This is a genomic window from Polymorphospora sp. NPDC051019 (assembly GCF_040683055.1).
In the GTDB taxonomy this organism is placed as follows: Bacteria; Actinomycetota; Actinomycetes; order Mycobacteriales; family Micromonosporaceae; genus Polymorphospora; species Polymorphospora lycopeni.
Genome location: NZ_JBFBCH010000005.1, coordinates 1 through 25,071 on the forward strand (window position 1 = coordinate 1; position 25,071 = coordinate 25,071).

The 25,071-nt window shown below is 73.2% G+C and carries 25 protein-coding genes and 1 pseudogene; 17 read left to right on the forward strand and 9 right to left on the reverse strand.

Annotation, left to right across the window (positions count from 1 at the left end):
- A pseudogene (locus AB0M79_RS11260) lies at positions 1-204 on the forward strand (hypothetical protein); the annotation flags it as partial.
- 54 nt (positions 205-258) lie between these two features.
- Here AB0M79_RS11260 and AB0M79_RS11265 read toward each other — a convergent pair.
- Positions 259-1,206 carry an A/G-specific adenine glycosylase gene (locus AB0M79_RS11265; RefSeq protein ID WP_364211037.1) on the reverse strand — a complete coding sequence of 316 codons (948 nt, stop codon included), beginning with the start codon at positions 1,204-1,206 and terminating at the stop codon, positions 259-261.
- Positions 1,207-1,342: 136 nt separating this feature from the next.
- Here AB0M79_RS11265 and AB0M79_RS11270 point away from each other — a divergent pair, with 136 nt between their 5' ends.
- The 3 genes from AB0M79_RS11270 to AB0M79_RS11280 all read left to right on the forward strand — a co-directional run bounded on the left by AB0M79_RS11270 (position 1,343) and on the right by AB0M79_RS11280 (position 3,199).
- Complete coding sequence (locus AB0M79_RS11270) at positions 1,343-1,855, forward strand: ACT domain-containing protein (protein WP_364211039.1); 513 nt, start codon at positions 1,343-1,345, stop codon at positions 1,853-1,855.
- On the forward strand, positions 1,852-2,403 hold the full coding sequence (locus tag AB0M79_RS11275; protein ID WP_364211042.1) for a peptide deformylase: 552 nt from the start codon (positions 1,852-1,854) through the stop codon (positions 2,401-2,403). Before AB0M79_RS11270 ends, AB0M79_RS11275 begins: the two co-directional genes overlap by 4 nt.
- Positions 2,404-2,491: 88 nt before the next feature.
- Positions 2,492-3,199 carry a hypothetical protein gene (locus tag AB0M79_RS11280; protein ID WP_364211045.1) on the forward strand — a complete coding sequence of 236 codons (708 nt, stop codon included), beginning with the start codon at positions 2,492-2,494 and terminating at the stop codon, positions 3,197-3,199.
- Positions 3,200-3,239: 40 nt separating this feature from the next.
- Here the strand turns inward: AB0M79_RS11280 and disA are convergent, their stop codons facing one another.
- The 4 genes from disA to AB0M79_RS11300 all read right to left on the reverse strand — a co-directional run bounded on the left by disA (position 3,240) and on the right by AB0M79_RS11300 (position 7,961).
- Positions 3,240-4,424 (reverse strand): DNA integrity scanning diadenylate cyclase DisA, encoded by a 1,185-nt coding sequence (gene disA / locus AB0M79_RS11285; RefSeq protein ID WP_357535353.1) that lies wholly within the window; start codon positions 4,422-4,424, stop codon positions 3,240-3,242.
- Positions 4,425-4,654: 230 nt separating this feature from the next.
- Positions 4,655-6,082, reverse strand: a complete 1,428-nt coding sequence (gene radA / locus AB0M79_RS11290) for a DNA repair protein RadA (RefSeq protein ID WP_364211048.1) — start codon at positions 6,080-6,082, stop codon at positions 4,655-4,657.
- A gap of 87 nt (positions 6,083-6,169) precedes the next feature.
- Positions 6,170-6,919: a hypothetical protein gene (locus AB0M79_RS11295; protein ID WP_364211051.1), complete on the reverse strand. Its 750-nt coding sequence runs from the start codon at positions 6,917-6,919 to the stop codon at positions 6,170-6,172.
- 202 nt (positions 6,920-7,121) lie between these two features.
- Positions 7,122-7,961 (reverse strand): UbiA family prenyltransferase, encoded by an 840-nt coding sequence (locus AB0M79_RS11300; RefSeq protein WP_364211054.1) that lies wholly within the window; start codon positions 7,959-7,961, stop codon positions 7,122-7,124.
- Positions 7,962-8,006: 45 nt separating this feature from the next.
- Here AB0M79_RS11300 and AB0M79_RS11305 point away from each other — a divergent pair, with 45 nt between their 5' ends.
- The 4 genes from AB0M79_RS11305 to AB0M79_RS11320 all read left to right on the forward strand — a co-directional run bounded on the left by AB0M79_RS11305 (position 8,007) and on the right by AB0M79_RS11320 (position 11,739).
- Positions 8,007-8,783, forward strand: a complete 777-nt coding sequence (locus AB0M79_RS11305) for a methyltransferase domain-containing protein (protein ID WP_364211057.1) — start codon at positions 8,007-8,009, stop codon at positions 8,781-8,783.
- 28 nt (positions 8,784-8,811) lie between these two features.
- Positions 8,812-9,981 (forward strand): acyl-CoA dehydrogenase family protein, encoded by a 1,170-nt coding sequence (locus AB0M79_RS11310; RefSeq protein WP_364211060.1) that lies wholly within the window; start codon positions 8,812-8,814, stop codon positions 9,979-9,981.
- Positions 9,982-10,097: 116 nt separating this feature from the next.
- Positions 10,098-11,153, forward strand: coding sequence for a 3-oxoacyl-[acyl-carrier-protein] synthase III C-terminal domain-containing protein (locus AB0M79_RS11315; RefSeq protein ID WP_364211906.1), 1,056 nt, complete (start codon positions 10,098-10,100; stop codon positions 11,151-11,153).
- A gap of 13 nt (positions 11,154-11,166) precedes the next feature.
- Complete coding sequence (locus AB0M79_RS11320; protein WP_364211063.1) at positions 11,167-11,739, forward strand: hypothetical protein; 573 nt, start codon at positions 11,167-11,169, stop codon at positions 11,737-11,739.
- A gap of 8 nt (positions 11,740-11,747) precedes the next feature.
- Here AB0M79_RS11320 and AB0M79_RS11325 read toward each other — a convergent pair whose 3' ends face one another.
- Positions 11,748-12,482 carry a hypothetical protein gene (locus tag AB0M79_RS11325; RefSeq protein WP_364211065.1) on the reverse strand — a complete coding sequence of 245 codons (735 nt, stop codon included), beginning with the start codon at positions 12,480-12,482 and terminating at the stop codon, positions 11,748-11,750.
- Positions 12,483-12,847: 365 nt separating this feature from the next.
- Between AB0M79_RS11325 and AB0M79_RS11330 the strand changes: the two genes are divergently transcribed.
- From AB0M79_RS11330 to AB0M79_RS11345, 4 genes are all read left to right on the forward strand, one after another.
- Positions 12,848-13,333, forward strand: coding sequence for a CarD family transcriptional regulator (locus AB0M79_RS11330; RefSeq protein ID WP_212825823.1), 486 nt, complete (start codon positions 12,848-12,850; stop codon positions 13,331-13,333).
- A 47-nt stretch (positions 13,334-13,380) separates the two neighbouring features.
- Positions 13,381-14,088, forward strand: coding sequence for a 2-C-methyl-D-erythritol 4-phosphate cytidylyltransferase (gene ispD, locus AB0M79_RS11335; protein WP_364211068.1), 708 nt, complete (start codon positions 13,381-13,383; stop codon positions 14,086-14,088).
- Positions 14,085-14,573 carry a 2-C-methyl-D-erythritol 2,4-cyclodiphosphate synthase gene (ispF, locus tag AB0M79_RS11340; protein ID WP_364211070.1) on the forward strand — a complete coding sequence of 163 codons (489 nt, stop codon included), beginning with the start codon at positions 14,085-14,087 and terminating at the stop codon, positions 14,571-14,573. Before ispD ends, ispF begins: the two co-directional genes overlap by 4 nt.
- A 176-nt stretch (positions 14,574-14,749) precedes the next feature.
- Entirely contained in the window at positions 14,750-15,754 is a 1,005-nt protein-coding gene (locus tag AB0M79_RS11345; protein WP_364211909.1) for a tetratricopeptide repeat protein, read from the forward strand.
- 81 nt (positions 15,755-15,835) lie between these two features.
- On the opposite strand, the gene AB0M79_RS11350 is transcribed toward AB0M79_RS11345, so the two are convergent.
- Entirely contained in the window at positions 15,836-17,008 is a 1,173-nt protein-coding gene (locus AB0M79_RS11350; RefSeq protein WP_364211073.1) for a homogentisate 1,2-dioxygenase domain-containing protein, read from the reverse strand.
- 149 nt (positions 17,009-17,157) lie between these two features.
- Here AB0M79_RS11350 and AB0M79_RS11355 point away from each other — a divergent pair, with 149 nt between their 5' ends.
- From AB0M79_RS11355 to AB0M79_RS11370, 4 genes are all read left to right on the forward strand, one after another.
- Positions 17,158-18,000, forward strand: coding sequence for a hypothetical protein (locus AB0M79_RS11355; protein ID WP_364211912.1), 843 nt, complete (start codon positions 17,158-17,160; stop codon positions 17,998-18,000).
- Positions 18,000-19,199 (forward strand): fumarylacetoacetase, encoded by a 1,200-nt coding sequence (gene fahA, locus AB0M79_RS11360; RefSeq protein WP_364211076.1) that lies wholly within the window; start codon positions 18,000-18,002, stop codon positions 19,197-19,199. The genes AB0M79_RS11355 and fahA overlap by 1 nt, the downstream gene beginning before the upstream one ends.
- Positions 19,200-19,304: 105 nt before the next feature.
- Complete coding sequence (locus AB0M79_RS11365; RefSeq protein ID WP_357535379.1) at positions 19,305-19,538, forward strand: hypothetical protein; 234 nt, start codon at positions 19,305-19,307, stop codon at positions 19,536-19,538.
- A 106-nt stretch (positions 19,539-19,644) separates the two neighbouring features.
- The gene (locus AB0M79_RS11370) at positions 19,645-20,997 is read left to right on the forward strand and encodes a PQQ-binding-like beta-propeller repeat protein (RefSeq protein WP_364211080.1); all 1,353 of its coding nucleotides are present in this window, start codon (positions 19,645-19,647) and stop codon (positions 20,995-20,997) included.
- A 60-nt stretch (positions 20,998-21,057) separates the two neighbouring features.
- On the opposite strand, the gene hisC is transcribed toward AB0M79_RS11370, so the two are convergent.
- Positions 21,058-22,158, reverse strand: coding sequence for a histidinol-phosphate transaminase (gene hisC, locus AB0M79_RS11375; RefSeq protein WP_357535383.1), 1,101 nt, complete (start codon positions 22,156-22,158; stop codon positions 21,058-21,060).
- Entirely contained in the window at positions 22,155-23,144 is a 990-nt protein-coding gene (locus tag AB0M79_RS11380) for an RDD family protein (protein WP_364211083.1), read from the reverse strand. Before AB0M79_RS11380 ends, hisC begins: the two co-directional genes overlap by 4 nt.
- A gap of 440 nt (positions 23,145-23,584) precedes the next feature.
- Between AB0M79_RS11380 and AB0M79_RS11385 the strand changes: the two genes are divergently transcribed.
- Positions 23,585-25,024, forward strand: coding sequence for a PQQ-binding-like beta-propeller repeat protein (locus tag AB0M79_RS11385; protein WP_364211086.1), 1,440 nt, complete (start codon positions 23,585-23,587; stop codon positions 25,022-25,024).
- Positions 25,025-25,071: the final 47 nt, after the last annotated feature.

The window sequence follows — 25,071 nt, forward strand, 5'->3', positions numbered from 1 at the left end:
ATCCAGCGTGACATCGAGGACAACCTGTCCGAGCGGATCCTGTTCAACGAGTTGAAGCCGGGCCAGATCGTCGTCATCGACTGCGAAGGCGACCCGGAGGACATCGACAAGTCCAAGCTCGTGTTCCGCGGCGCCGACAAGCCGGTCGAGGTCCCGGACGCCGTTCCGGCCAACCTGACCAAGACGGCCGAGACGACCGAGTAACAACGGCAGAGAAGCCGGGTCGGAGTTCCCACTCCGGCCCGGCTTTTCCGTGTCTCAGACCGGATCGACACCGGCGTCCGGACCGGCCGCCAGCCGAGGCCCGGGAATGCGGCGATCGGCGAGGTGACGGTCGCCGGCGAGGACGTACGCCTCGCCGACCGGCTCGACCAGACCGTCGTCGACCAGACCGGCCAGCGCCCGGGCGCGCTGCGCGTCGTCGTCCCACACCAGGTCGAGGCGGTCCCGGTGCACCGGCCCCGTCGTCTCCCGCAACACCGCCAGCAGCATCCCGCGCACCTGGCGGTCCGTGCCGGCGTACCGCTGCGGGCGGCGGGTCGGCCCCACCGGGGCCGTACGCCCCGACGCCCGCCACGCGCACATCGAAGCCAGCGGGCAGTCGACGCACCGGGGTGCCCGGGCCACGCACACCAGCGCCCCCAGTTCCATGAACGCGGCACTCGCCCGCGCCGCCCGGGCCGGCTCCACCGGCAACAGTTCGGCGGTCGCGACGAGATCCGCCGGCCGGGTCGCCGGACCGGCGTCGGGTTCCCCGGCGACCGCCCGGGCCACCAGCCGCCGTACGTTGGTGTCGACGACCGGATGCCGCTGCCCGTACGCGAAGGCGGCCACCGCCCGCGCCGTGTACGTGCCCACACCGGGCAGGGCGAGCAGTTCGTCGAGCTGGGTGGGCACCTGCCCGCCGTGCCGCTCGACGATCGCCACGGCGCACTCGCGCAGCCGCAACGCGCGGCGGGGATAGCCGAGCCGTCCCCACATCCGGATCGCCTCGGCCGGCGGGTCCGCCGCCAGTGCGGCCGGCACCGGCCACCGGGCCAGCCAGGCCCGCCACGCCGGCAGCACCCGTACGACCGGGGTCTGCTGGAGCATGACCTCGCTGACCAGGATCGCCCAGGCACCGACATCCGGTTCGCGCCACGGCAGGTCGCGCGCGTTCTCGTCGAACCACCGCATCGCCGTCGCAGCCAGTTCCTTCTCCGCCATCTCGCCGCCGATCCTCGCACGCCGGCCGGACGAGCCCAGGGCGGGCGGCACCCAGTCGGCCGCCGCCCGTCCCGTAACGTGGGCGGCGCGTCGACGGCGGCGACATCGGACGGCCCCGATCAGGCAGACTGCCCGGATGAGCGAGCTCGCGATCACCGTGATCGGCCCGGACCGGCCGGGCATCGTCGCCGACGTGGCCGAACTTCTCGCGGGCCTCGGCGCCAACCTGACGGATTCGACCATGACCAGGCTCCGTGGCCACTTCGCGATGACCCTGGTCTGTTCCGGGCCGGGGGTGGCCGAGGTCGAGGCCGCGCTGGCCCCGCTGAGCGCGGACGGCCAGCTCGTGTCGACCGTACGCGAGGTCCGGCCGGACGGCCCGCAGACCCCGGCCGGTGAGCCGTACGTCGTCAGCGTGCACGGCGCCGACCGGCTCGGCATCGTCGCCGCGGTGACCCGGGTGCTGGCCGAGGCGGGCGGCAACGTCACCGACCTGACCACCCGGCTGGCCGGCCCGCTCTACGTGCTGGTCGCCGAGGTCGAACTGCCGGCGGGGAGCGCGGCCGAGGTGTCCGCGCGGCTGACCGAGGTGGCGACCGCGCTGGAGGTAGGGGTCACCCTGCGCCCGGCGGGATCCGATCTGCTGTGACGGGGGCGCTGGGTGGGTGGACCCTCGACGCGCTGGGTGGGCCGGGCCGGATACTTCCGGTCGTGACGGCGCCGGCGCAGGTGCTCAGCGGCGGTGGGCCGGAGGTCGACCCGCTGTCCGACGAGGTCGTCCGGTTGGCCGCCGACCTGGTCGCGACGATGCGGTCGGCGCCCGGTTGCGTCGGTCTGGCCGCCCCGCAGGTCGGGGTCGCCGCGCAGATGTTCGCGGTCGACGTGACCGGCCACCCGAAGTCGGTCACCTTGCACGGCACGTTCGTGCTGTGCAATGCCAAGCTGGTCGAGGCCAGCCGGTGGCGGCTCGGTCGTGAGGGCTGCATGTCGGTGCCGGACCTTACCGGTGACGTGAAACGGGCCAGCCGGGTCACGGTCGAGGGCGTGCTGCCCGGAACCGGACAACCGGTACGCTTGGCGACGGACGGTTTCGAAGCGCGCGCGCTGCAACACGAGATCGACCATTGTGCCGGTCTGCTGTTCCTCGACCGCGTCGCTGGCGCCCACGCGATCTACCAACGGAAGGTCTATCTCTGACGGTGCCGTGGGCGGCAGAGGTGTGCGTGGGTCCCCTCCGGCGCGTCGTCCGAGCCACCACATCCCATCCCGATACGGTGAGGGCATCATGCGATTGACGGTCGGCCCACTGCCGTCCGCCGTCTACTGGCGGCGACGGGCCATCGTGCTCGTCGCCATCCTGCTGCCGGTGATCGTGCTGCTCTACTCGTGCAGCGGCGGTGACGATCCGAACACCTCACCGGTCGGCAACGAGCCCACGCCGACCCCCGAGGCGACGGCGACGCTGCTGACGCCGGAGACCGGCGCGCCGCCGACCGGCGAAACGCCCGTCCTTCCGTCGCCCACCGCCGCCCCAACTTCGGCCGCTCCTTCGGAGCAGGTGCCGCAGAACCCCGCACCGCAGAACCCGCCGACGGGCGACACCTGCACCGACGCGGAGATGTCGGTGATTCCGGTGCCGGCGCGGGCCTCCGCCCAGCCGGGCGTCACCATCGACATCCGGCTGAAGATCAAGAACATTTCCAGCCGTACGTGCACGCGGGACGTCGGTGCCGACATGCAGGAGATCTACATCAAGCAGGGCGCCGAGAAGGTGTGGTCGTCGGACACGTGTGGCGCCGCCCGCGGCAACGACGTCCAGTCGTTCATCCCGAACCACGAGATGGAGTTCCGGGTCGGCTGGAACGGCAAGACCACCAGCACGTGCAACGGCAACCTGGCCGGTGGCGATCCCCCCAAGCCCGGCGAATACCAGATCATCGGGCGACTGGACCAGAAGCTCAGCGAGCCGGTGAAGTTCACCGTCACCAACTGACCGGCCAGGTCGGACCTGTCACGGCAAGTGACCGGCCAGGTCAGACGTACCGCTCCAGGATGGATGCCTCGGCGAGCCGGGAAAGTCCCTCCCGTACACCCCGCGCCCGCGCGTCGCCGACCCCGTCGACCGCCTGGAGGTCCTCGACCGTCGCGCCGAGCAGCCGCTGCAGGCTGCCGAAGTGGTTGACCAGCCGGTCGACGACCGTGCCGGGCAGCCGGGGCACCTTCGCCAGCAGCCGGAAGCCGCGCGGGCTCACCGCCGCGTCGAGGGCGTCGGACGCACCCGGGTAGCCGATCGCCTTCGCCACCGCCACCAGGTCGATCAGTTCGGTCGCGGTCAGCAGGTCGAGTTCGACCAGCGCCTCGTCCAGGGTCCGGGCCTTGCGCCCGACCGGCAGGTAGTCGCGGATCACCAGGGTGCGGTCGGAATCGACGCCGGCCATCAGCTCGTCGAGTTGCAGCGCCAGCAGCCGCCCGTCGGTGCCCAGTTCGACGACGTAGCCGGCGATCTCGTCGGCGATCCGGCGCACCATCTCCAACCGCTGCACGACGGCCACCGCGTCACGTACGGTCACCAGGTCTTCGATCTCCAGCGCGGACAGGGTGCCGGAGACCTCGTCGAGCCGCAGTTTGTAGCGTTCGAGGGTGGCCAGCGCCTGGTTGGCGCGCGACAGGATGGCGGCCGAGTCGTCGAGCACGTGACGCTGCCCGTTGACGTAGAGGCTGATGATCCGCATCGACTGGCTCACCGAGATCACGGGATAGCCGGTCTGCCGGGCGACCCGCTCCGCGCTGCGGTGCCGCGTGCCGGACTCCTCGGTGGGGATGGTCGGGTCGGGCATCAGGTGGACGGCGGCCCGTACGATCCGGGTGCCGTCGCTGGAGAGCACCACCGCGCCGTCCATCTTGCACAGCTCACGTACCCGGGTCGCGGAGAACTCGACGTCGAGTGGGAAGCCGCCGGTGCACAGCCCCTCCACGACCTTGTCGTAACCGAGCACGATCAGCGCCCCGGTGCGGCCACGCAGGATCCGCTCCAGCCCGTCGCGCAGCGCGGTGCCCGGTGCCATCAGCGCCAGGTTGGCGCGCAACGGGTCGCCGGTCGCCCCGGAGCCGGCGAGCGCGGAGGAACTGGCACTCACGCGGACGGGCGAGCCGACGACGCCGGCACGCCCCGGAGGGCTGACGCCAGCGGTTTTGTTCGCATCGCGGTCGATCGGCACCTGGACAGTCTACGGATCGTCACCCGCCCGCTGCGGTCGCGGTTGGCTCGGTCGCGCTGCCGTGACCTCCCACTGTGCGTCGTGGCGGTGCCGGCGCCGGTCGACTCGGCGCCGGCGCGGGCCGGGCGACGACAATCAACTCGAATCCGGACGTCATCCACGTGGGCGGCCGGTCCCGCCGGCACCCCGTCGACGCGCGGGCAGAGGACGGTCGCCGCCTACCGGTCCGGCTACTCGGCCGAGGCCCGGGCCGCCCACTGGAGAGCCGCCCGTACGTCGGCGACCTCCACCACCCGGATCGTGTCGGATTTCACTCCCGTCGACTCCGGCCCGCAGCCGTTGGGCACGATGGCGAACCGGAAGCCGAGCCGGGCCGCCTCCGCCAGCCGGCGGGGAACCGCGCCGACCCGGCGTACCTCGCCGGTGAGCCCCACCTCGCCGATCGCGACGAGATTCGGCGCGATCGCGAGGTTGAGGCCGCCGGAGGCCACGGCCAGCGCGACCGCCAGGTCCGCCGCCGGCTCCACCACCCGGATCCCGCCGACGGTGGCCGCGAAGACCTCCCGGTCGTGCAGCGTGAGCCGTTCGGTGCGCCGCTGCAGCACGGCCAGCACCATCGCCAGCCGGGCGCTGTCCAGGCCGGACACGGTCCGCCGCGGCGAACCGGCCACGGTGGCGCCGATCAGCGCCTGCACCTCGGTCACCAGGGCCCGCCGGCCCTCCATCGCCACCGTGACACAGGTGCCCGGCACGGCCTCGGAGTAGCGGGTCAGGAACAGGCCGGACGGGTCGGGCAGGCTGCTGATGCCGCCCTCGTGCATCTCGAAGCAGCCGACCTCGTCGGCGGCCCCGAACCGGTTCTTGACGCCGCGGACCATCCGCAGCGACGAGTGCTTGTCGCCCTCGAAGTGGAGCACCACGTCGACCAGGTGCTCCAGCACCCGGGGACCGGCGACCTGCCCGTCCTTCGTGACGTGGCCGACCAGGACGGTCGCCACCCCGCGCTCCTTGGCGATGGCGACCAGGGCGGCGGTCACCGCCCGCACCTGGGTCACCCCGCCCGGCACCCCCTCGGTGCCGGGGGTGGAGATGGTCTGCACCGAGTCGAGCACCAGTAGGCCGGGCTTGACCGCGTCGAGGTGCCCGATGACCGCCCCGAGGTCGCTCTCGGCGGCCAGGTAGAGGCGCTCGTGCAGGGTGCCCATCCGTTCGGCGCGCAACCGGATCTGGCTCACCGACTCCTCGCCGCTGACCACCAGCGAGGGGCTGCCCGCTCCCGCCGCCCACTGCTGGGCCACGTCGAGCAGCAGCGTCGACTTGCCCACCCCTGGTTCGCCGGCCAGCAGGACCACCGCGCCGGGCACCAGGCCACCACCGAGCACCCGGTCGAGTTCGGTCACGCCGGTCGGACGGGCCTTCGCCGGCGCGGCACTGATCGTGGCGATCGGCCGGGCCGGCTCCGACGGCAGGCGGGAGGTGACCACCCGCCCGGAGACCAGCGGGCCGGTGACGGTGGACTCGACCACCGAGCCCCACTCACCGCACTCGGGGCAGCGGCCGACCCATTTCGGTGGCTGGTGGCCGCAGGCGTCGCACTCGTACGCGGGACGCGGGTCACGGGCTGCGGCCCGGGGCCGCGACGCGGGTCGGGAGGTCACGCCACGACTCTAGACAGCGGGTACGACGCGGGCGGGCACCAACCGCCGTGAGGAGGTGGTGGCCCGCCCGGGTTGCCGGTGTGGGGGTCAGTGTCCTTCGTCGCCGGTCACCGAGGTCGCGCGCGGGGCCGGCGACAGCGGCACCCCGGTCGGCGCGGACGTGACCAGCGGCGGCGCCCCGTTGCTGAACTCGAACGTCAGGCTGACCGACTTGCCCGGGGTGAGCGCCGTGGTCAGGCCCTCGACCTGGAGGAGTTCGTCGCCGGTCCCGGAGATGACGACGGAGCCCAGCGCCGGAATCTCGATCACGGCCGGCCGGGTCGCCGGGGCCGGCGGCGTGGTCGGGGAAGCCGGAGCGGACGGCGAGGCGGGGGCCGACGGGGAGGCGGTGTCGGTGGAGGCCGGCACCGACGGCGAGGCGGGCGCAGACGGGGACGCGGGCGCTGACGGCGAGGCGGGCGGCGGCGCGGGAGTCGTCAGGTCGCTGAACACGACCGAGCTGCCCGAGACCACCGTCGCCTGGTTGTCCGAGCCCGAGGGGGCGGCCGGGGTGATCCGGACCATCACCGGCTGGTCGGACTGGTTGTAGAGGCTGAGCGCCAGCGGCGCGTCGCCGCCGGCCGGGTAGCCCTCGGGACCCTGGTAGACGACGTGCAGGTTCCGGATCAGGACGGAACCGTCGGAGGACTGGACGTTGACGCCGGGCACCGACGGCGCCTTCGCCGCGGTTTCGGCGATCTGGCCCGCGCCGCAACCCGACACCAGCAGTGCGGTGGCGAGAGCCACCCCACCCAGCAGAGCCGCCCGGTGGCGGGTCCCACTGATCGAGCGCGTCACGTCGGTCCTCCTCGTCGCGATCCCGCCCGGTCACGGAACCGGCCGGCACATCGGGGCGTGGTCTGTCGACGCGTCGGGCGGCGCCCGATCGGCCCGGGCGTGGTGGGCACACCCGTACAGACCACGCACCAGACTAGTTGGCGGCCCGTCCGTACCCCGATCCGGCCCGCCACCTCGCCGGATCCGGCCCGGGCGGACGGGGTCAGAGGCCCCGGCCGCCGGCGACGAGCAGCACGACGTCGATCAACGCGATCAGCATGACGGCCCGGAACACGGCGACCTGGCGACCACCCCGCCGGGCCGCCCGGCGCGCGGCGTACCAGCCGGTGGGCAGCACCACGACGGCGGCGACGATCGCCGCGAGCCCGACCCACGACGGCGGCCCCGGCGGGCCGAACACCAGCGTCGCCGTCGCCGCGAGCAGCAGCGTTCCGGCGGCGCCCCGCGACCAGGCCGCACCGATCCGGTGTGCGAGCCCGCGTACGCCGGTCCGCCCGTCGTCGTCGAGGTCGGGCAGTACGTTCGCGAAGTGGGCACCCGCGCCCAGCAGCGCGGCCGCCCCGACCAGCCACACCGGGGGCGCCGGCGCCCCCGGCAGGGCCAGCACCACGAACGCGGGCAGCGCGCCGAACGAGACCGCATACGGCAGCACCGACACCGGGGTCGACTTGAGCGGCCAGTCGTAGAGCAGGGCCGACACCAGGGCGAGCGTGGCACAGGCCGCGGCCGGCCAGGTGGTCGTGGCGGCCAGCAGCGGGGTGGCCACCGCCGCCAGCAGGCCCGCCATCGCCACCGCGCGCCGGCCGGCCGCGCCGGTGACCAGAGGCTTGTCCGGGCGGCCGACGAGCGCGTCCCGGTCGGCGTCGAGCCGGTCGTTGACCCAACCGACCGCGAGCTGGCTGGCCAGGACCGTCGCCGCGACCCGGACGATTCCGGAAGGTCCGTGACCGACCCCCCACGCCAGCAGGGCGGACACCGTGGTCACCGCCACCGCCGGCTCGGGGTGGCTCGCTCGTATCAGCCCTAACACCGTCCGCGACATAGAGGAAGTCTGGTTGTTACCGGCCCGTCGTGCCACGCTCGACCCATGGACAGCTCCGGGGCGGTCGACGCGGAACACGACCGCGCCGGGCCGCGGGCCCTGCCGCCCAACGACCCCCGGCAGTACGACGACCTCGCGGACCAGTGGTGGCAGCCGGACGGCGCGTTCGCCATGCTGCACTGGCTGGCCGCGGCCCGGGCCCGGCTCGTCCCGCCGGCCACCCGCGCCGACGCGCTGCTCGTCGACGTCGGCTGCGGCGCCGGCCTGCTCGCCCCGCACCTGCGCGGCAAGGGCTACCGGCACGTCGGCGTCGACCTGGTGCGCTCGGCCCTCGTGCAGGCCGCCGGTCACGGCGTCGTCCCGGTCGCCGGTGACGCGACCGCGGTGCCGCTGGCCGACGGCTGCGCCGACGTGGTGGTCGCCGGCGAGCTGCTCGAACACGTGCCGGACCTGCCGGCCACGGTGGCCGGGATCTGCCGGATCCTGCGGCCGGGCGGCCTGCTGGTCATCGACACCCTCAACGCGACCGCGCTGAGCCGGCTGCTCGCCGTACGGCTGGCCGAACTGGTGCCGGGGGTGCCCCGGGGCATCCACGACCCGGCCCTGTTCGTCGACCCGCGCGAGCTGACCCGGCTGTGCGCCCGGCACGGCGTACGTCTGTGGGTGCGCGGGGTACGGCCGACGTTCTGGCGTACCGCCGGCTGGGTAGTTCGGACGGCTACCGGACGTTCGGCGTCGACCGTCGACCGGCCGGCGCCCCGCATCGTTCCCACCTGGTCCACGGCGGTCCTCTACCAGGGGCGTGGCGTCAAGCAGAGCTGAAGCGTGATCCGCGGGCGGAAGGGGAGGCATGGCGGTGGATGCGATCGGTGCCGCACGTCGATTGGCGCCGCGGCTGGCGGCCCGGGCGGCCGGACACGACCGGGACGGCACCTTCCCGGTCGAGGACTTCGCCGACCTGCGTCGGGCCGGGCTCTTCGGCCTTATGGTCCCGGGCGAACTGGGCGGAGTGGGGGCGAGCTTCGCCGAATACACCGCGGTCGCCTACGAGCTGGCCCGCGGCAACGGGGCCACCGCCCTGGTCTTCAACATGCACGCCTCGGTGACCGGGGCGCTCGGCGCGGTCGACGAGCAGACCGCGGAGGCGCTGGGCGTGCCGGACGAGGCCCTGGCCGCCCGCGACCGGCTGCTCGCCGCCGCGGCGGCCGGATCCTGGTACGGCGTGGCGATGAGCGAGCGGCGGGCCGGCTCCCGCCTGTCGCAGCTCGCCACCGTCTACGAGCCGGTCGACGGCGGCTACCACATCAAGGGCGCGAAGACGTTCTGCTCCGGTGCCGGCAACGCCGACGCCTACCTGGTCGCGGCCCGCAGCGCCGCCGATCCGGACGTGGTGTCGCAGTTCCTGGTGCCGGCGACCCTGGCCGGGATCGAGGTCGAGCCGACCTGGGATTCGCTGGGCATGCGCGCGACCTCCTCGCACGACCTGCATCTCGACGTACGGGTGCCGGCCGACACGCTGCTCGGTGGTGTGGAGGGGCTGGCCCTGGTGATCGCCCAGCTGATGCCGCACTGGCTGATCGCCAGCTACGCCGCGGTCTACGTCGGGGTGGCGCGGGCGGCGGTCGACGCGGCGGTGGAGCACGTGAACGCGCGGGGCCTGGCCGGGCTGCCGGCCGTACGGGCCCGGATCGGCCGGGCCGACGCGGCGGTCGCGGCAGCCCGGCTGGTGGTCGACGAGGCGGCCAACCGGGTCGACGCGGCGCCCGGCGACGCGGAGACCAACCGCTGGGTGTGGCGGGCGAAGCTGCTGGCCGGCACGACGGCGGCCGAGGTCGCGGCGTCGATGCTGGAGGCGGCGGGCACCTCGGCGACGCGGCGTGGTCATCCGCTCGAACGTCTCTACCGCGACGCCAGGTGCGGCTCGCTGCACCCGGCGACGTCCGACGTGTGCGCCGACTGGTTGGGGGTCGCGGCGCTGGGCGGTGATCCGGACCGCGACACAACCACCCCGCGTTGGTGAGCACGAGGAGTGAGCGAGCGTAGCGAGTGAGCCCCGCGGTGTGGACAAGAGTTGGCACGGTGAGCGGGCGGAAGCGTGGCGGGTGACGGGAGGCCGTATCGGTGGGTGAACGGAGGATCGTTCCGGTGGTCGCCGGATTGGGTGTGGCGCTGCCGCCCACCGCGGCCCAGCGTGATCTGTGGGAGGGGTATTTCGCCGGCTACTACGGGGGTGCGACCCGGTCCCTCGCTGAACGGATCTTCACCAACTCCGGGGTGACGACCCGGCAGGCGGTGGTCAATCCACTGCTGGAGGACCTGTCCGGCTGGTCCACGGAGCGGCGGATGGCGCGGTATCTGGTCGAGGCGCTTCCGCTGGGCAAGGAGGCGGTCGGCCGGGCGCTGACCGACGCCGGCGTGGCAGCGGGCGACCTCGGCCTGTTCGCGGTGTGTTCGTGCACCGGCTACGCCACTCCGGGGCTGGACATCCTGCTCGCCCGGGATCTGGGCATGGCGCCTGACACGCAGCGGCTCTTCGTCGGGCACATGGGCTGCTACGCGGCCCTGCCCGGGCTGGCGACGGTGGGCGATTTCGTCACCGCCCGGGGGCGACCGGCGTTGCTGCTCTGTGTCGAGTTGACCAGTCTGCACGTACAGCCGGCGTCGGCGCGGGTGGACACCCAGCAGATCGTGGCGCACGCCCTCTTCTCGGACGCGGCGGCGGCGGCGGTGGTGCTGCCGTCGCGGGCCGGCGGGTACGCGGTCCGGGAGGTCGCCGCGGTGACGGACACGTCGACGGCCGACCACATGACGTGGGAGGTGACCGATCTCGGGTTCCGGATGGGGTTGTCGCCACGGGTGCCGAAGGTCCTGTCGATGCACGTACGCGGGCTCGTCGACGACCTGCTGGGCCGGCACGACCTTCGACTGTCCGACGTGGATGGTTGGGCGGTGCATCCGGGCGGGCCGCGGATTCTCGGCGTGGTCGAGCGGGAGTTGGGGTTGCCGGCCGAGGCGATGGCGGTGTCGCGGGCGATCCTGGCGGAGCGGGGCAACTGTTCGTCACCGACGGTGCTGCTGATCCTCGACCGGCTGCGGCGTTCCGCGCGTCCGCCGCGCCGCGTGGTGATGCTGGCGTTCGGTCCCGGTCTGACGCTCTACGCGGCGTTGCTGGAGTGGATTCCGGAGCCCTGAAGTGTCTCGTCCGGTGTCCGGAAGCGCCCCATATAGTCGCCGGGTGCAGACCGACGATTCGCAGCGGTATTCCGGGGCCGTGCTCGCTTTCCTGACGGTTGCGGCGCTGGTCGTCGGGGTCGGGTGGTGGGTGTCCGCCGCGCCTGCGGGGGCGCCGCGGCCGGAGTTGGGCGGCTCACCGGTGGTGGGTGAGGAGAGTGACTGGTCGCCGGAAGCCGGCAGTCCGCCGGTGACCGACGGGGCGGGAATCGTCGTCCTGGGGGAGAGCGCCGACAACCGGCTGCCGCAGTTCGCCGGCACCGTACGGCGCGAGGTGTGGGGGTTCGATTCGGACGATTGGCAGCGCTGGGCGATTTCGACGGATTCCGGAGCCCGCTTCCTGGTGCAGTTCGTGTGCGTGGGGAACGGTGTGCTGGAGGTCCGCCTGGGCGGTGTCGGGCCGGAGGGCCGGCGGCATCGGCTGAGCTGTGGCGACACGTTCGAGTCGGTCGACGTCACGGCGGCAGAGGACACCATGACCGTCGCCTTCCGCAGGATCGGCCCGGGGCCGGTGGAGGCCGCCGTGCAGATCGTGGCGGTGCCCTGACCGGTCGGTCAGCGGCTCGGGAGCAGGGCCAGGTCTTCCCGGTACGCCTCGACCGGTGTCGTCGCGGGCAGGGTCCGGACGATCCGTCCCGACGCGGCGACGAGCAGCACCGTGGGGCCGGGTTGGCCGGGGACGAGCCCGTCGACGAACGCGTCCAGCCGGGCGTCCGGGTCGCCCAGTGGACGGATCGGGGCGGTGCCCGGCCCGGGGGCGCCGGTGGGGGCCGGTCGGCCGCCGACCGGTACGACGGTGACCTGTGCCGGTGCGCCGGCCGCGACGGCCTGTATCTGGGCGTCGCAGGCGCAGTCCTTGACGAGCACGAGTACGGCGGGCAGCAGGCCGCGTACGGGCACTCGGGCGCCGTCGGGGCCGGTCAGGTCCAGGGCCGGCAGGGTGGCGGCCGGGACGGCGCCGCCACCGCTGGTGCCCGGGGTGTCGTCGGACTGGCGTTGGCCCTGCCAGATGACGGCGATCAGGCTGGTCAGTGCCGCCAGGACCGCGAGCGAGACGATGAGCAGCGGGATGCGCAGCGAGGCGGGTTCGAACCTCCCGGGGTGGCCGTCGACGGGACCCGCGCCGGGGCGTACGACCCTGCGACGCCGACGGAGTTCGCGGCGGACCTGAGCGGCCTCGGCGTCGAGTGCGGACGCGTCGTCGGGAACGACGATCGTGCCCCATTCGGCGGGCAGGTCAGGTAGGCCTTCGCGGTCGGGTCGGCTGTCACCGTTGCCGGGTGTGCCCATGGCGCCCCCTGGGGTTTTCCGCGCGGAATCGATCGGAACCGTGGTGTCGATCGGAACCGTGGAGTCGATCAGAACCCTGTCGTCCAGCCTCGCCCAACGACGGGGGGATTGCCAGTGCCGGCACCCGGCGAGCGACCCGAGATATGATGGAATGACCGCAACGTCCTAGATCCGATTTTTCCAGCTCGGCGGCACGCTGGTGATCCGGGCGTCACGGAGAGCGACGGAAATGGCGAATTGGCCGGTTGTCAAGCTGGAGCAAGACCTCTCACATGGCCTCTGAGCTGCGCTAATGGTCAGGACCGGAGTGGGACATCGGTGCCTGAGCGTGTTACCCTAGACACAGCGAAAGGGGTTTCGAACCTATGGATTTCAGTGTCGGCGAGACCGTTGTTTACCCCCACCACGGGGCCGCACTCATCGAGGCAATCGAGACTCGGGTCATCAAGGGCGAGCCTAAGCAATACCTCGTCCTGCGGGTCGCTCAGGGTGACCTGACGGTCCGGGTGCCCGCCGAGAATGCCGAGATCGTGGGCGTGCGCGAGGTGGTCGGCGAAGAAGGTCTGGGTAAGGTCTTCGACGTGCTCCGGGCTCCGCACACCGAGGAGCCGACCAACTGGTCGCGGCGTTACAAGGCAAACCTGGAGAAGCTGGCTTCCGGTAACCCCCTCAAGGTCGCCGAGGTCGTGCGTGACCTGTGGCGCCGGGAGCGGGAGCGCGGCCTGTCGGCGGGGGAGAAGCGGATGCTCGCCAAGGCTCGTGACATCCTCGTCGGCGAAGTCGCGCTCGCCGAGAAGAGCACCAAGGACGAGGCGGAGACGCTGCTCGACAAGGTGCTGACCGAGGCCTGAGAAGCCCGGCCCACAACCCACACACTGTTTTCGACGAGGACCGCGACGTGACCGCGCAGCTCAACCCGCGCGGTGACGTCGCGGTCCTCGTTCCTGCGGCGGGTGCCGGCGTCCGGCTCGGCCCCGGCGGCCCCAAGGCGCTGCGGCTACTCGGTGGCGAGCCGCTTCTGGTCCACGCCGTACGCCGCGTCGCCGAGGCGCCGTCCGTCGCGACGATCGTGGTCGCCGCGCCGGCCGCCGACGTCGACCACGTACGTCGACTGCTCGCCCCGGTCGCCCCGGTGACGGTGGTACCCGGCGGAGCGGACCGCCAGCAGTCGGTCGCCGCCGCACTGGCCGCCGTACCGCCCGGGCCGCAGATCGTGCTGGTCCACGACGCGGCCCGCGCGCTGACCCCGGCGACGCTCGTCGAGTCGGTCGCCGCCCGGGTCCGCGCCGGCCACGACGCGGTGATTCCGGTGCTGCCGGTGACCGACACGATCAAGGAGGTGTCGGCCGACGACGTCGTGCTCGGCACCGTCGACCGGTCGGTGCTGCGGGCCGTACAGACGCCGCAGGGCTTCCGCCGGTCGGTGCTCGTCGCCGCCCACGCCGCCGCCCTCGACCCGCTCACCGACGACGCCGGCCTGGTCGAGAAGAGCGGCGGTACGGTCACCTGCGTACCGGGCTCCGAACTGGCGCTGAAGATCACCCGGCCGTTCGACCTGATGCTCGCCGAGCACCTTCTGTCCGGCGGCGTACGCTTCGACCCGTGATCGTTCCCCGGGTCGGCATCGGCACCGACGTGCACGCGTTCGAGGCCGGCCGGCCGTGCTGGGTGGCCGGCCTGCTCTGGCCCGACCAGGACGGCCTGGCCGGGCATTCCGACGGCGACGTGGCCGCCCACGCGGCCTGCGACGCGTTGCTGTCCGCCGCCGGGCTCGGCGACCTGGGCTCGAACTACGGCACCGACCGGCCGGAGTGGGCCGGAGCGGCCGGTGTGGTGCTGCTCGCCGAGACCGCCCGCCGGGTACGCGACGCCGGCTTCGAGATCGGCAACATCTCCATCCAGGTCCTCGGCGTACGCCCGAAGATCGGCACCAGGCGTGACGAGGCGCAGCGGGCGCTCGGCGGGGCCGCCGGGGCACCCGTGACCGTGGCCGGCACCACCACCGACGGCCTGGGGCTGACCGGCCGCGCGGAGGGGTTGGCCGCCATCGCCGTCGCGCTGATCCACGCCGACCCGGCGCTGGCGCGCTGATCCACGCCGACCCGGCGCTGGCGCGCTGATCCACGCCGACCCGGCGCTGCCACGCTGAACCCCGGCCACCACCGGCGCGGCCGGCTCGCGGCCGGCTGAAAGGCACCGGCGGGGTAGGTGACGGTGCCGGCTAGGCTCGGACGGTGTCCAGCGACGCCACACCCCACCCGGACGCCATGTCGGACGACGGCCACGTACGACGGGCCGAGATGCTCGCCGACCTGGGCCGATACGACGAGGCCGCCGACGAGCTGACCGACGGGAGCGGCGGCCGGCCGGGCGACCCGACGACGCTGACCGTGCTGGCCCGCGTACACCTGGCGGCGGAGCGGCCGGCGGAGGCCCTGGCGGCCGCGGACGCCGCCCTGGCCGCGGCGCCGGGACTGCCCGGCGCGCTGGTGGCCCGCGGGATGGCACTCGTCGACCTGCGACGGTTCGGCGAGGCGGCCCAGGTCGCCGACGAGATCCTGGCCCGCGCACCCGACGACGCGTACGCCCACCGCAGCGCGGCCGCGATCCTGGCCGGCTCCCGCAACGGCCAGAAGTCGATCAACGCGGCGTGGCGGGGTGCCGAACTGGCCCCGGAGGAACCGCAGGCGCACCTGGTGCTCGCCCTGGTCGCGGCCCGGCTGCAGCTTTTCGACCTGGCGGAACGGGCCTACCAGGAGGCGCTGCGGCTCGACCCGTCGCTCGCCGACGCCCGCGAAGACACCGGCGTCATCCGGCTGGAGCGCAAACGCTACGCGCTGGCCCTGGAGGAACTGGCCGACCGGGTCGACCTGACCCCGGTCGCGGAGCCGCAGCCGGTCAAGCGGACCGTCGGCGAGACGGTCCGGCAGCTCGTGGTCTACGGCGCCGGCTACACGATCGTCGCCGCGGTCCTGGTCGCGTTCATGGCCGCGGCGAACGAGCCGATCTCCCGCTTCATGGCCGGGTTCGCCGGCGTGGTCGGCTTCGTGGTCGTCGGCGTGATGGCCGCCCGGGTGCCGGGCGCGATCGGCAGGATGCTGTCGGAGCTGTTGCGCACGGACCGGCTGATGGCCCTGGCGGTGTACGCCTCGTTCGCCGGCCCGTTCCTGGTCCTGCTCTACGCGGCGGTCGGCACGCCGTGGCCGCTGGTGCTGGCGATCGTGGCGACGGCGGTGGCCCAGCTCGCGGTGTTCCGTACCCGGCAGCCGTGACCGGGCCGGCGCCCGGCCGGACGCCGACCGCTGCCGTGGGCCGACGCCGACCGCTGCCGCGATGCCGGCCGACGCCGGCCGTCAGCGGCCGGGGTTGCGGGCCCAGGTCCAGGCGTAGCCGGCGTCTTCGCAGGACAGCGCCGGCTCGCACAGGTCGAGCGGCCGGAAGGTGTCGACCATGACGGCGAGCTCGTCGAAGTAGTCGACCCCGATGGCCCGCTCGACCGCGCCCGGCTGCGGGCCGTGCGTGAAGCCGGACGGGTGCAGCGAGATCGAGCCCTGCTCGATGCCGGAGCCGCGCCTGGCCTCGTAGTTGCCGCCGGTGTAGAAGAGCATCTCGTCGGAGTCGACGTTGTGGTGGTTGTAGGGCACCGGGATCGCCTGCGGGTGGTAGTCGACCTTGCGGGGGACGAACGAGCAGATGACGAAGTTGGGGCCCTCGAACGTCTGGTGGACCGGTGGCGGCTGGTGCACCCGGCCGGTGATCGGCTCGAAGTCGTGGATCGAGAACGCCCAGGGGTAGAGGTGACCGTCCCAGCCGACCACGTCGAACGGGTGGTTGGCGTAGACGTGGTTGGTCCAGCCGCGCCGGTGCCGGACCAGCACCTCGACGTCGGTGCCGTCGACCAGCAGCGGTTCGGCCGGGCCGCGTACGTCGCGCTCGCAGTAGGGGGCGTGCTCCAGGAACTGCCCGCGTACGGACAGGTAGCGCTTTGGCGGGCCGATGTGCCCGGTCGCCTCGATCGTCAACAGGCGCAGCGGGACCGGCGCGACCGGCACGATCCGGTGGATCACCGAGGTGGGGATGATCACATAGTCGCCGGCGGTCACCCCGAGCACCCCGAAGGTCGACTCGATCTGGGCGGCGCCGGACTCGACGTAGAGGCACTCGTCGCCCACCGCGTTGCGGTATAGCGGCGACGGGCGGTCGGCGACGACGTACGAGATGGTGACGTCGTCGTTGGCGAGCAGCGGGTGCCGGCCGAGCACCGGGTCGGCGCCGGGTGTGTCGAGCTTGTGGGTACGCAGGTGACGGGGCTTGAGCGGCAGGTTGGGCACCCGTGACCAGGCGGGTGGGGTGAACTCCTCGGCCGCCACGATCGCGGTCGGCAGGTGACGGTGGTAGAGCAGGGACGAGTCGGAGGAGAAGCCTTCCTGGCCCATCAGTTCCTCGGCGTAGAGGCTGCCGTCGGGCTGGCGGAACTGGGTGTGCCGCTTGCGGGGGATCTCGCCTACGGTGCGGTAGTAGGGCATGGCCACCCTCCGTTCCGTTCCGAACACCGAACGGTGTCGTCCTATTATCGGACACTATTGTCCGCTCCTCGTAGCGTCCCGTAGGTTCTCTGCTTGTGTCAACGCACGGACGCCGGGCCTCGTCCCCCACCGATTCACCATCGGCGCTGATTCCCGCGCTCTACACCGGCCTCGTCGACGACGCCGCCGTCTTCCCGCCCGGCAGCGCCACGCTGACCGACGCGGTCACCGCCCACCGCGGGCACCGCGGCGGCTGGTACGCGTCACTCGTCGGCCCGCTGCTGGTGCCGGCGTCCGACCTCGGCAACGTGCCCGCCCTCCTGGCCGCCGACGAGCGGCTGGAGATCGGCGTCGTCGCCGACGTACCGCTGGAGAAGTTGCCCGCGACGGTCGCCGGCGCCGACCCCCGGCTCGCCGTCCGCCAGGTCGAGGCCGCCGTCGCCAAACGCAGCCAGGACCCGCAGCCCGGCCTCCAGGCGTTGCTCGCCATGCGGCAGGACTGGCCCGACGTCCCCGTCTACGCCGAGGTGCCCCTGACCTGGGGGCTGCTCGCCGCCCTCGACACCCTCGCCGCGGCCCGCGCCGACGGCGTCCCGGTCGCGGCGAAGTTCCGCACCGGCGGACTCGCCGCCGAACTCTTCCCCACCCCCGTCGAACTGGCCGCCGTCGTCTGCGCCTGCCGCGACCGGCGCCTGCCGTTCAAACTCACCGCCGGGCTGCACAACGCGCTGCGGCACACCGACCCGGAGACCGGCTTCACCCACCACGGCTTCCTCAACGTGCTGGCCGGCACCCTCGCCGCCGAGCGGGGCGCCGAGGTCGCCGAGGTCGCCGAACTGCTCGCGGCCACCGATCCGGTGCCGCTGATCGAACCGGCCCGGGCCAGCCGCGCCGCCGACCGGCCGCTGTGGATCGGCTTCGGCTCGTGCAGCATCCTGGAACCGCTGACCGACCTGATCAGGCTCGGCCTGGTGGACGGGGGATTCGAGTGATGAGCTGGGTGGACGGTGCGGCCGGATCGCCGTACGGGGTGCACAACCTGCCGTACGGGGTGTTCCGCCCCGCGGACGGCCGGGCCCGGATCGGCGTACGGATCGCCGACCTCGTGCTCGACCTCGACGGCGCCGAAGCCGCCGAACTGATCCTCGCCGGCGGCGCGCTGCGCGAGCCGGTGCTCAACCAGTTCCTGACCCTCGGTCGTCCGCAGTGGACGGCCGTGCGCAGCCGGATCGTCGAACTGCTCACCGACGACGACCACCGGGCCGCCGTCGAGCCGCTGCTCGTCCCGCTCGCCGAGGTCGAGCTGCTGCTGCCGTTCGCCGTCGGCGACTACGTCGACTTCTACTCCTCCGAACACCACGCGGCCAACGTCGGGCAGATCTTCCGCCCCGGCCAGCCGCCCCTGCTGCCGAACTGGAAACACCTGCCGATCGGCTACCACGGGCGGGCCGGCACGGTGGTGGTCTCCGATACGCCGGTGGTCCGCCCGTCCGGGCAGCGCGGCACCCCCGACGGTCCGGTCTTCGGCCCCAGCCGGCGCCTCGACATCGAGGCCGAGGTCGGCTTCGTGGTGGGCGTACCGACCGAACTCGGCGAACCCGTGCCCGTCGACCGGTTCACCGACCACGTCTTCGGCATCGTGCTGGTCAACGACTGGTCGGCGCGCGACATCCAGGCCTGGGAATACCAGCCGCTCGGGCCGTTCCTCGGCAAGTCCTTCGCCACCTCGGTGTCGGCCTGGGTCACCCCGCTGGAGGCGCTCGCCGACGCCTGGGTACCGGCCCCGGCGCAGGACCCGGCGGTGCTCGACTACCTCGCCGACGCGCCGCACCTCGGGCTCGACCTGCGGCTGACCGTCGACTGGAACGGCACCACGGTCAGCCGGCCACCGTTCGCGACCATGTACTGGACCCCGGCGCAGCAACTCGCCCACCTCACCGTGAACGGGGCGTCGGTGCGCGCCGGCGACCTCTTCGCCTCGGGCACCGTCTCCGGCCCGGACCGGTCGCAGACCGGCTCCTTCCTCGAACTGACCTGGGGCGGCAGCGAGCCGGTGCAGCTCGACGACGGCACGTCACGCACCTTCCTCGAAGACGGCGACAGCGTGACGGTCACCGCGACCGCGCCCGGCCCGAACGGCACGACCGTGGCGCTCGGCGAGGTCCGCGGCACCGTCCGGCCAGCCAGGTGACCGCCGGCCGATCAGGGTGCGCCGGCTGGCACTGATCGGGGAGTCGCCGGCGCGCGGATGCTTCTAATCTTCTCCCTGTCAGCACGACACAGAGGAGACAGCGAAATGGTTGAGTTCATCGAGACCGACGTCGACGGCGACGGCTACGACGACCTGGTCCGGGTCGAGGTCGACGAGCACGGCGGCATCCTGGCCCAGGCCGACACCAACGGCGACGGCCTCGTCGACATCGTCACCTACGACGTGAACGGCGACGGCGTGGCCGAGTACGCCGAGGTCGACACCAACTACGACGGGATCGCCGACGCCAGCTACACCGGTGGCATCGCCGCCGTCTGAACCACGCACCTGACGACCTAGCGCTTGCCTCCGAGGCAGCCCCGCCGAGGGGGGAGGCAAGACCGGGTCGATCTCCGCTGGATAGGGTTCCCGCGGAGGTGCGCAGATGGGGATTCGCCGGTTCGTGTCGAGCGGACCCCGCTGGCTGCGGATCACCGCCGCCACAGCTCTGGCGGCCGGGGTCATCGCCGGCACCGCCGCCATCGCCGTACGGGTCCTCGCCCCGGCCGAGGTGAGCACGACACAGGCCGGGCCGTTCCCGGCGGCCAGCGAGCAGCCCGGTCCCGGCGTCCGGGGCGTACTGACCTCGGCCCCGCTGGTCGTCGCCGGCCAGCTGCGGATCTACGCCGCCACCCGCCAGGTACGCGCCGACGGGCCGGTCGACGCCAAGACCGAACGCAGCCCGTACTGGTCGTACCGCCGGTGGCCGGAACAACTCGTCGGGGTGGTCGTCACCGGCGACACCGTCGTAAGCCGGTGGTCCGACGGCCAACTCGTCGGACTCGACGGCCTGACCGGCGAGGTGCGCTGGCGCACCCCCGGACCCGAGCCGATCGACTCCGGATACACCGGCGGCCGTACCGGCGCCGACATCGTCTACCGGCCGCACGGGCTGCACACCGCGAACCCGCCCGGTGGCACGCCGGTGCTGATCGCCGGCAACTCCACCGAGCTACGCGGCTTCGACGCCGCCACCGGCCGCGAACTCTGGCAGGCCAGGTACGACCGACCCAACTGCCGGGCGACCGGGTTCACCACGACCGGCGGAGCCTTCCTGACCGTCGACGTCTGCGCCACCGAGGAGCCGCCGGTCGAGTTGTACGACGTGACGACCGGCGCGATGACCCGCTGGCAGCCCGAGGAAGCCCGCAAACCGCTCCAGGTGACCGGGGTGAGCTGCGCGGCGGCCGCGTCCGACTGCCCCGCCGTACGGATTCTCAGCGCCGGTGCGCGGCGCGGCTGGTCGACGGCCGGCCCGACGCCGGTGCCGGTGCCCGCCCTCGACCCGCCCACGGCGCTCGTCGCCGGGGACACGGTCGTCGCCCCCGGCGACGACCCCACGACGGTCGTCGCCACCTCGCTGGACGGCGGTGCGCCGCGGTGGAGCCGCGACGTCGACACCACCGCGCCGACCGGGACACCCGCCCCGTCGGGGCCGGCGGTCGCCGGCCTGTCGGTGCCGCCGGTGCGCCTGCTGGCCAGCCAGCCTGGCCGGCTGCACCTGCTGGTCACCGGCGGGCAACTGGTCACCCTCGACCCGGCCACCGGCGCCGAACTGTCCCGCTCGGTGCTCACCGTCGGCATCACCAACCGGCAGAAGACCGACTGGCAACCCGGTCACGTGTACGCCGAAGCCGGCCTGGTCTGCATCGAGCGGCTGCCCCACGAGGGCGACCCGGAGGGCACCGACCCCGGCGGCTTCTTCGTCGTCCAGCCGATGATCCTCGCCGGCACCTGAGCCGGCGCCGGCTCAGGTGCCGGACCGGACGTCGATGCCGGCCGGTCGGGCCGCCAGGCGTCAGAGAGCCGCTTCGGCCGCCGCCAGGAACGCGTCGTTCTCCGCCGGCGTGCCGATCGTGACCCGAACCCCGTCGCCCGGGAACGGCCGTACGATCACCCCGCGTGCCTCGCAGGCCGCCCCGAACGCCGCCGCCCGGTCGCGCAACGGCAGCCAGACGAAGTTGGCCTGGCTGTCCGGCACGTCCGGGACCAGCTTGCGCATCGCCTCGGTGACCCGGTCCCGCTCGGCGACGACCAGCGCGCAGCGGCGGCGTACCTCGTCTTCCTGGCCGAGCGCGGCGAGCGCGGCGGCCTGCGCGACCAGGTTGGTCGAGAACGGGGTGACCACCTTGCGGACGGCGGCGGCGACGGCCGGCTGCCCGACCATGAAGCCGATCCGCAGCCCGGCCAGCCCCCACGCCTTGGACAGGGTACGCAGCACGACCACGTTCGGCCGGTCGGCGTACTCCTCGATGCCGTCCGGCACCTCGGCGTCGGTGACGAACTCGCGGTATGCCTCGTCGAGCACCACCAGCACGTCGTCGCCGACCGCGTCGAGGAACCGGTCCAGCTGCGCCCGGCGCAGGCTGGTGCCGGTCGGGTTGTTGGGGTTGCAGACCAGCACGATCCGGGTCCGGTCGGTCACGGCCGCGGCCATCGCCGCCAGATCGTGACCGTGCCCGGCGTCGTTCGGCACCCGCACGCTGGTCGCGCCGCTGGTCGCCGCGATGATGGGGTACGCCTCGAAGGAACGCCACGAGTAGAGCACCTCGTCGCCGGGCAGGCAGGTCGCGCGCACCAGGTGCTCGCAGAGCGCGACCGAGCCGCAGCCGGTGGCGATCCGGTCCGGGGCGACGCCGTACCGCTCGGCGAGCGCCGCACGCAGCGCGACAACGCCCATGTCCGGATAACGGTGGGCACTGGCGACCGCATCGGTCACCGCCCCGACCACACCGGGCAACGGACCGTACGGCACCTCGTTGCTCGCCAGCTTGATCGCCTCGGGTAGGCCGAGTTCCCGGGCGAGGTCGGCGGGGCTGCGACCGGGTACGTAGTTCGGCAGCGCCTCGAGGTCGGCCCGGGTGAGTCGCTGCGGCTCGGCGGAACGGGGGCTGGTCATGCGGAGCCTCCTGGGGTGTCGGTGCGGTCACCGGCCGGCGGGGACGGGGCGCCGGCCTTCGGCGGGGCGGAACTCTTCGGCACCTGCACCACGACCGTACGCGCCGACTTGTCGTGCAGCGCCTGGCGCAGCGGCCGGTCGAAGAGCAGGAAGGCCGAGTCGACGAGTTGCAGGATGAACCCGACGCAGCAGTACCAGAGCAGGGTCGGCAGGCCCATCCGGATCCAGCGGCGGAACGAACGGCCGAAGCCGATCCGTTCGTCGGCCTCCAACGGCACGACCTTGATGCCGACGATCCGCTTGCCGAGCGTCTGGCCGCTGTTGCCGACCGCCGGCACCTCGTACGCGAACCACAGCGCGGTGGCGAGCAGCAGGATCGTCAGCAGGAGCCCGTCGGCCCGCGCGTCCAGTTGGGGAAGCCCCTCGGTCGAGCGGTCCCCGGCCATGGCCCGGCGCCAGCTCTCGGCGAACAGCGGGGAGAGTTCCTGGATGTACTGCCACACGAACCAGCCGTTGACGACGACGTTGAGCGCGAAGACGGCCCCGATGTCGATCAGCCGGGCGAGCAGGCGGCCGCCGAGCGGGGCCAGTGCCAACCCGTGCGGCCGGGGCGGGGGCTGGGGCGGCTGGAATCCGTACGGCGGGTAACCGTACGGCGGATAGGGCGCACCGGGCATCGGCTGGTGGGGGGCCGCCCCGGGGTGGGCGCCGGGGTGCCAGCCCGGCGGCGGAGGGCCGGCCGGTGGGTGGTGGGGCGGGGGCGCCCCGACGGGACCGGCCGGAGGTCCGGTGACCGGCTGGTTGCCGGCCGGTGCCTGCGGTGCCGGTTCGGCGGCGGCCGGCGGTTCCTCCGGCTCGGGCGGCGGCGGGCCGGCGGGCGGGGTGGCGTCGGCGGGCAGCGGCTTGCCGATCCAGCCCTCGCCGTCCCAGTAACGCTGGGTGGTCGGGTCTGCCGGGTCCTTGTACCACCCAGGATCGACGCTCACGGTGCCACCTCGCTCCGCTCGGCGGCACCGTGTCCGGGACTGAGCCTGATGGTTCGCTCGCTCACGGCCACCTCGCTCCGCTCGGCGGCACCGTGCTTGGCACTGAGCCTGATGGTTCGCTCGCTCACGGCCACCTCGCTCCGCTCGGCGGCACCGTGTCCGGGACTGAGCCTGATGGTTCGCTCGCTCACGGCGCCAGCCGTAGGGTCGTGGCCGTCGCCGATCCGGGGTGTCCGCTGCTCGCTCTCACGCTGGAACCTTAACCATCGGTTCTGTGGGTGCCCCGCCGTGGCCGTGTTCCGGAGCCGTACGGGGCAGGTGAAGCGGGTCGCGGCGCCACCGGCTCGGCCGGATCTATCGCACATAAGGTGCCTTACCCGATCGACACGGACGAATCGCGCTGGCGGAATCTGCGGTCCGGCGTCACTACCGTGTGCCGCATGGCGAACGGGAAGCCGAGGCTGCGGTACTACCTCGTCTTCGCGCTGGCCGTCGTCGTCGCGCTCGCCGCCACCGGGGTGTGGAACCCGTTCCCGACGATGTGGGACTGGGTGAATCGTAGCCAACCACTGTCCAAACCGGACGTCGCCTGGCAGCAGCGGGTCGGTGGCACGCCGAAGAGCGTGACGATAGCCGGCAACGCCGTCGTGGTCGAGCACCGGACCTCCGTCGAGGCGCTCAACCTCTCCTCCGGCGTACGGCTGTGGGACCGCAAGGCGGACTGGAGCGCCGTCGCCGGTGACGCCCGCGATCCCGTGGTCGCGGTCGGCAAACTGCTCATCAAGGGCTACGAGGTGCTCGACCCGGCGACCGGGGCCGTACGGCGCAAGGACACCGAGGCGGTCGCCGTGTGGACGTACCGCAACGCCCTGCTCGACGTGCGCTGCTCGGACCCGAAGGACTGCACGCTGACCGCCTGGGACCCGCGCGGCACCACCCCGCGGTGGTCCACCGACATCCCCGGCGTGGGATTCGTGCTCTTCGCCGACAACCCGGACGTGCTGGGTACCCGCAAGCTCACCGCCGACGGCGTCGACCCCGGCGCCGGCGGCCCCGAGCCCATGCCGGCCCTGATCGGCTTCCCGATCGACGGTCGGGTGCACGTCGTCGACACCGCCACCGGCCGGGTGGTGCAGCGGCTGGAACCGGACCGGCGTGACCGGCTGGTCGTGGTCGGCGGCCGGGTGCTGAAGATAACCGCCCGTTCCGAGGACGGCACCTGCTACTTCAACGTCGAGGCCCACGACCCCAACACAGGGCAGCGGATCTGGCAGCGGGCCGGGATCAACCTGCGTACGGCGGACGGCGCCGGCTGCGTGCAGCGGGAGGATCCGCAGGGCGGGCTCAACGTCATCGTCGGCATCGCCCCGGACGCCCGCGAGACGGTGATCGACGCGTACGACGGGCGCTACCTGTGGGTCGGCACGCAGGGCGAGCGGCTGCGGGCGGTCGACGATCATTACGCCCTGGTCCGCGCCGCCGACGGCAGGTCGGTGACGGGGCACCGGCTGTCGGTCGACGGCCCGCGCTGGGACCGGCCGGTCCACCCGGACGCCGAGATGGCCCTGGCCCGCTTCGCGGCGGTCGTGGTGGACAGCGACCCGGACCGGGTGATCGCCCTGGATCCGGCGACCGGCCGGGAGTTGGTCAACCTCCGTACGACCGCGAAGGTCCTCGCGGTCGGCCCGGCCGGCATGATCATCGGCGAGGGTCGCGACATCGGGTACGTCCCCTTCAACGGCTCCGCGCCCGACCAGCCGGGTGGCGGCGGGCCACCGCCCGGCGGCAACGGCGACCCCGGCGGCAACGGCGACGGCAGCGGGTCGTGCGGCGGCGCCAAGGAGCCGGAGTGTGAATCATCGCAGCCCAAGGACGGGTGACCGGCGTACTTCGGTGACGGCGGACATGCGTGGTGCCGGCGGGTGGG

Bases quoted from the DNA above. Each gene is read 5' to 3' on its own strand.
- AB0M79_RS11345 (WP_364211909.1), top strand. From the start codon at position 14,750: ATGTCGGACGACGGCCACGTACGACGGGCCGAGATGCTCGCCGACCTG.
- AB0M79_RS11350 (WP_364211073.1), bottom strand. From the start codon at position 17,008: ATGCCCTACTACCGCACCGTAGGCGAGATCCCCCGCAAGCGGCACACC.
- AB0M79_RS11305 (WP_364211057.1), top strand. From the start codon at position 8,007: ATGGACAGCTCCGGGGCGGTCGACGCGGAACACGACCGCGCCGGGCCG.
- AB0M79_RS11280 (WP_364211045.1), top strand. From the start codon at position 2,492: ATGCGATTGACGGTCGGCCCACTGCCGTCCGCCGTCTACTGGCGGCGA.
- AB0M79_RS11365 (WP_357535379.1), top strand. From the start codon at position 19,305: ATGGTTGAGTTCATCGAGACCGACGTCGACGGCGACGGCTACGACGAC.
- AB0M79_RS11265 (WP_364211037.1), bottom strand. From the start codon at position 1,206: ATGGCGGAGAAGGAACTGGCTGCGACGGCGATGCGGTGGTTCGACGAG.
- AB0M79_RS11330 (WP_212825823.1), top strand. From the start codon at position 12,848: ATGGATTTCAGTGTCGGCGAGACCGTTGTTTACCCCCACCACGGGGCC.
- AB0M79_RS11300 (WP_364211054.1), bottom strand. From the start codon at position 7,961: ATGTCGCGGACGGTGTTAGGGCTGATACGAGCGAGCCACCCCGAGCCG.
- AB0M79_RS11385 (WP_364211086.1), top strand. From the start codon at position 23,585: ATGGCGAACGGGAAGCCGAGGCTGCGGTACTACCTCGTCTTCGCGCTG.
- AB0M79_RS11270 (WP_364211039.1), top strand. From the start codon at position 1,343: ATGAGCGAGCTCGCGATCACCGTGATCGGCCCGGACCGGCCGGGCATC.
- AB0M79_RS11325 (WP_364211065.1), bottom strand. From the start codon at position 12,482: ATGGGCACACCCGGCAACGGTGACAGCCGACCCGACCGCGAAGGCCTA.
- fahA (WP_364211076.1), top strand. From the start codon at position 18,000: ATGAGCTGGGTGGACGGTGCGGCCGGATCGCCGTACGGGGTGCACAAC.
- hisC (WP_357535383.1), bottom strand. From the start codon at position 22,158: ATGACCAGCCCCCGTTCCGCCGAGCCGCAGCGACTCACCCGGGCCGAC.
- AB0M79_RS11370 (WP_364211080.1), top strand. From the start codon at position 19,645: ATGGGGATTCGCCGGTTCGTGTCGAGCGGACCCCGCTGGCTGCGGATC.
- AB0M79_RS11310 (WP_364211060.1), top strand. From the start codon at position 8,812: ATGGCGGTGGATGCGATCGGTGCCGCACGTCGATTGGCGCCGCGGCTG.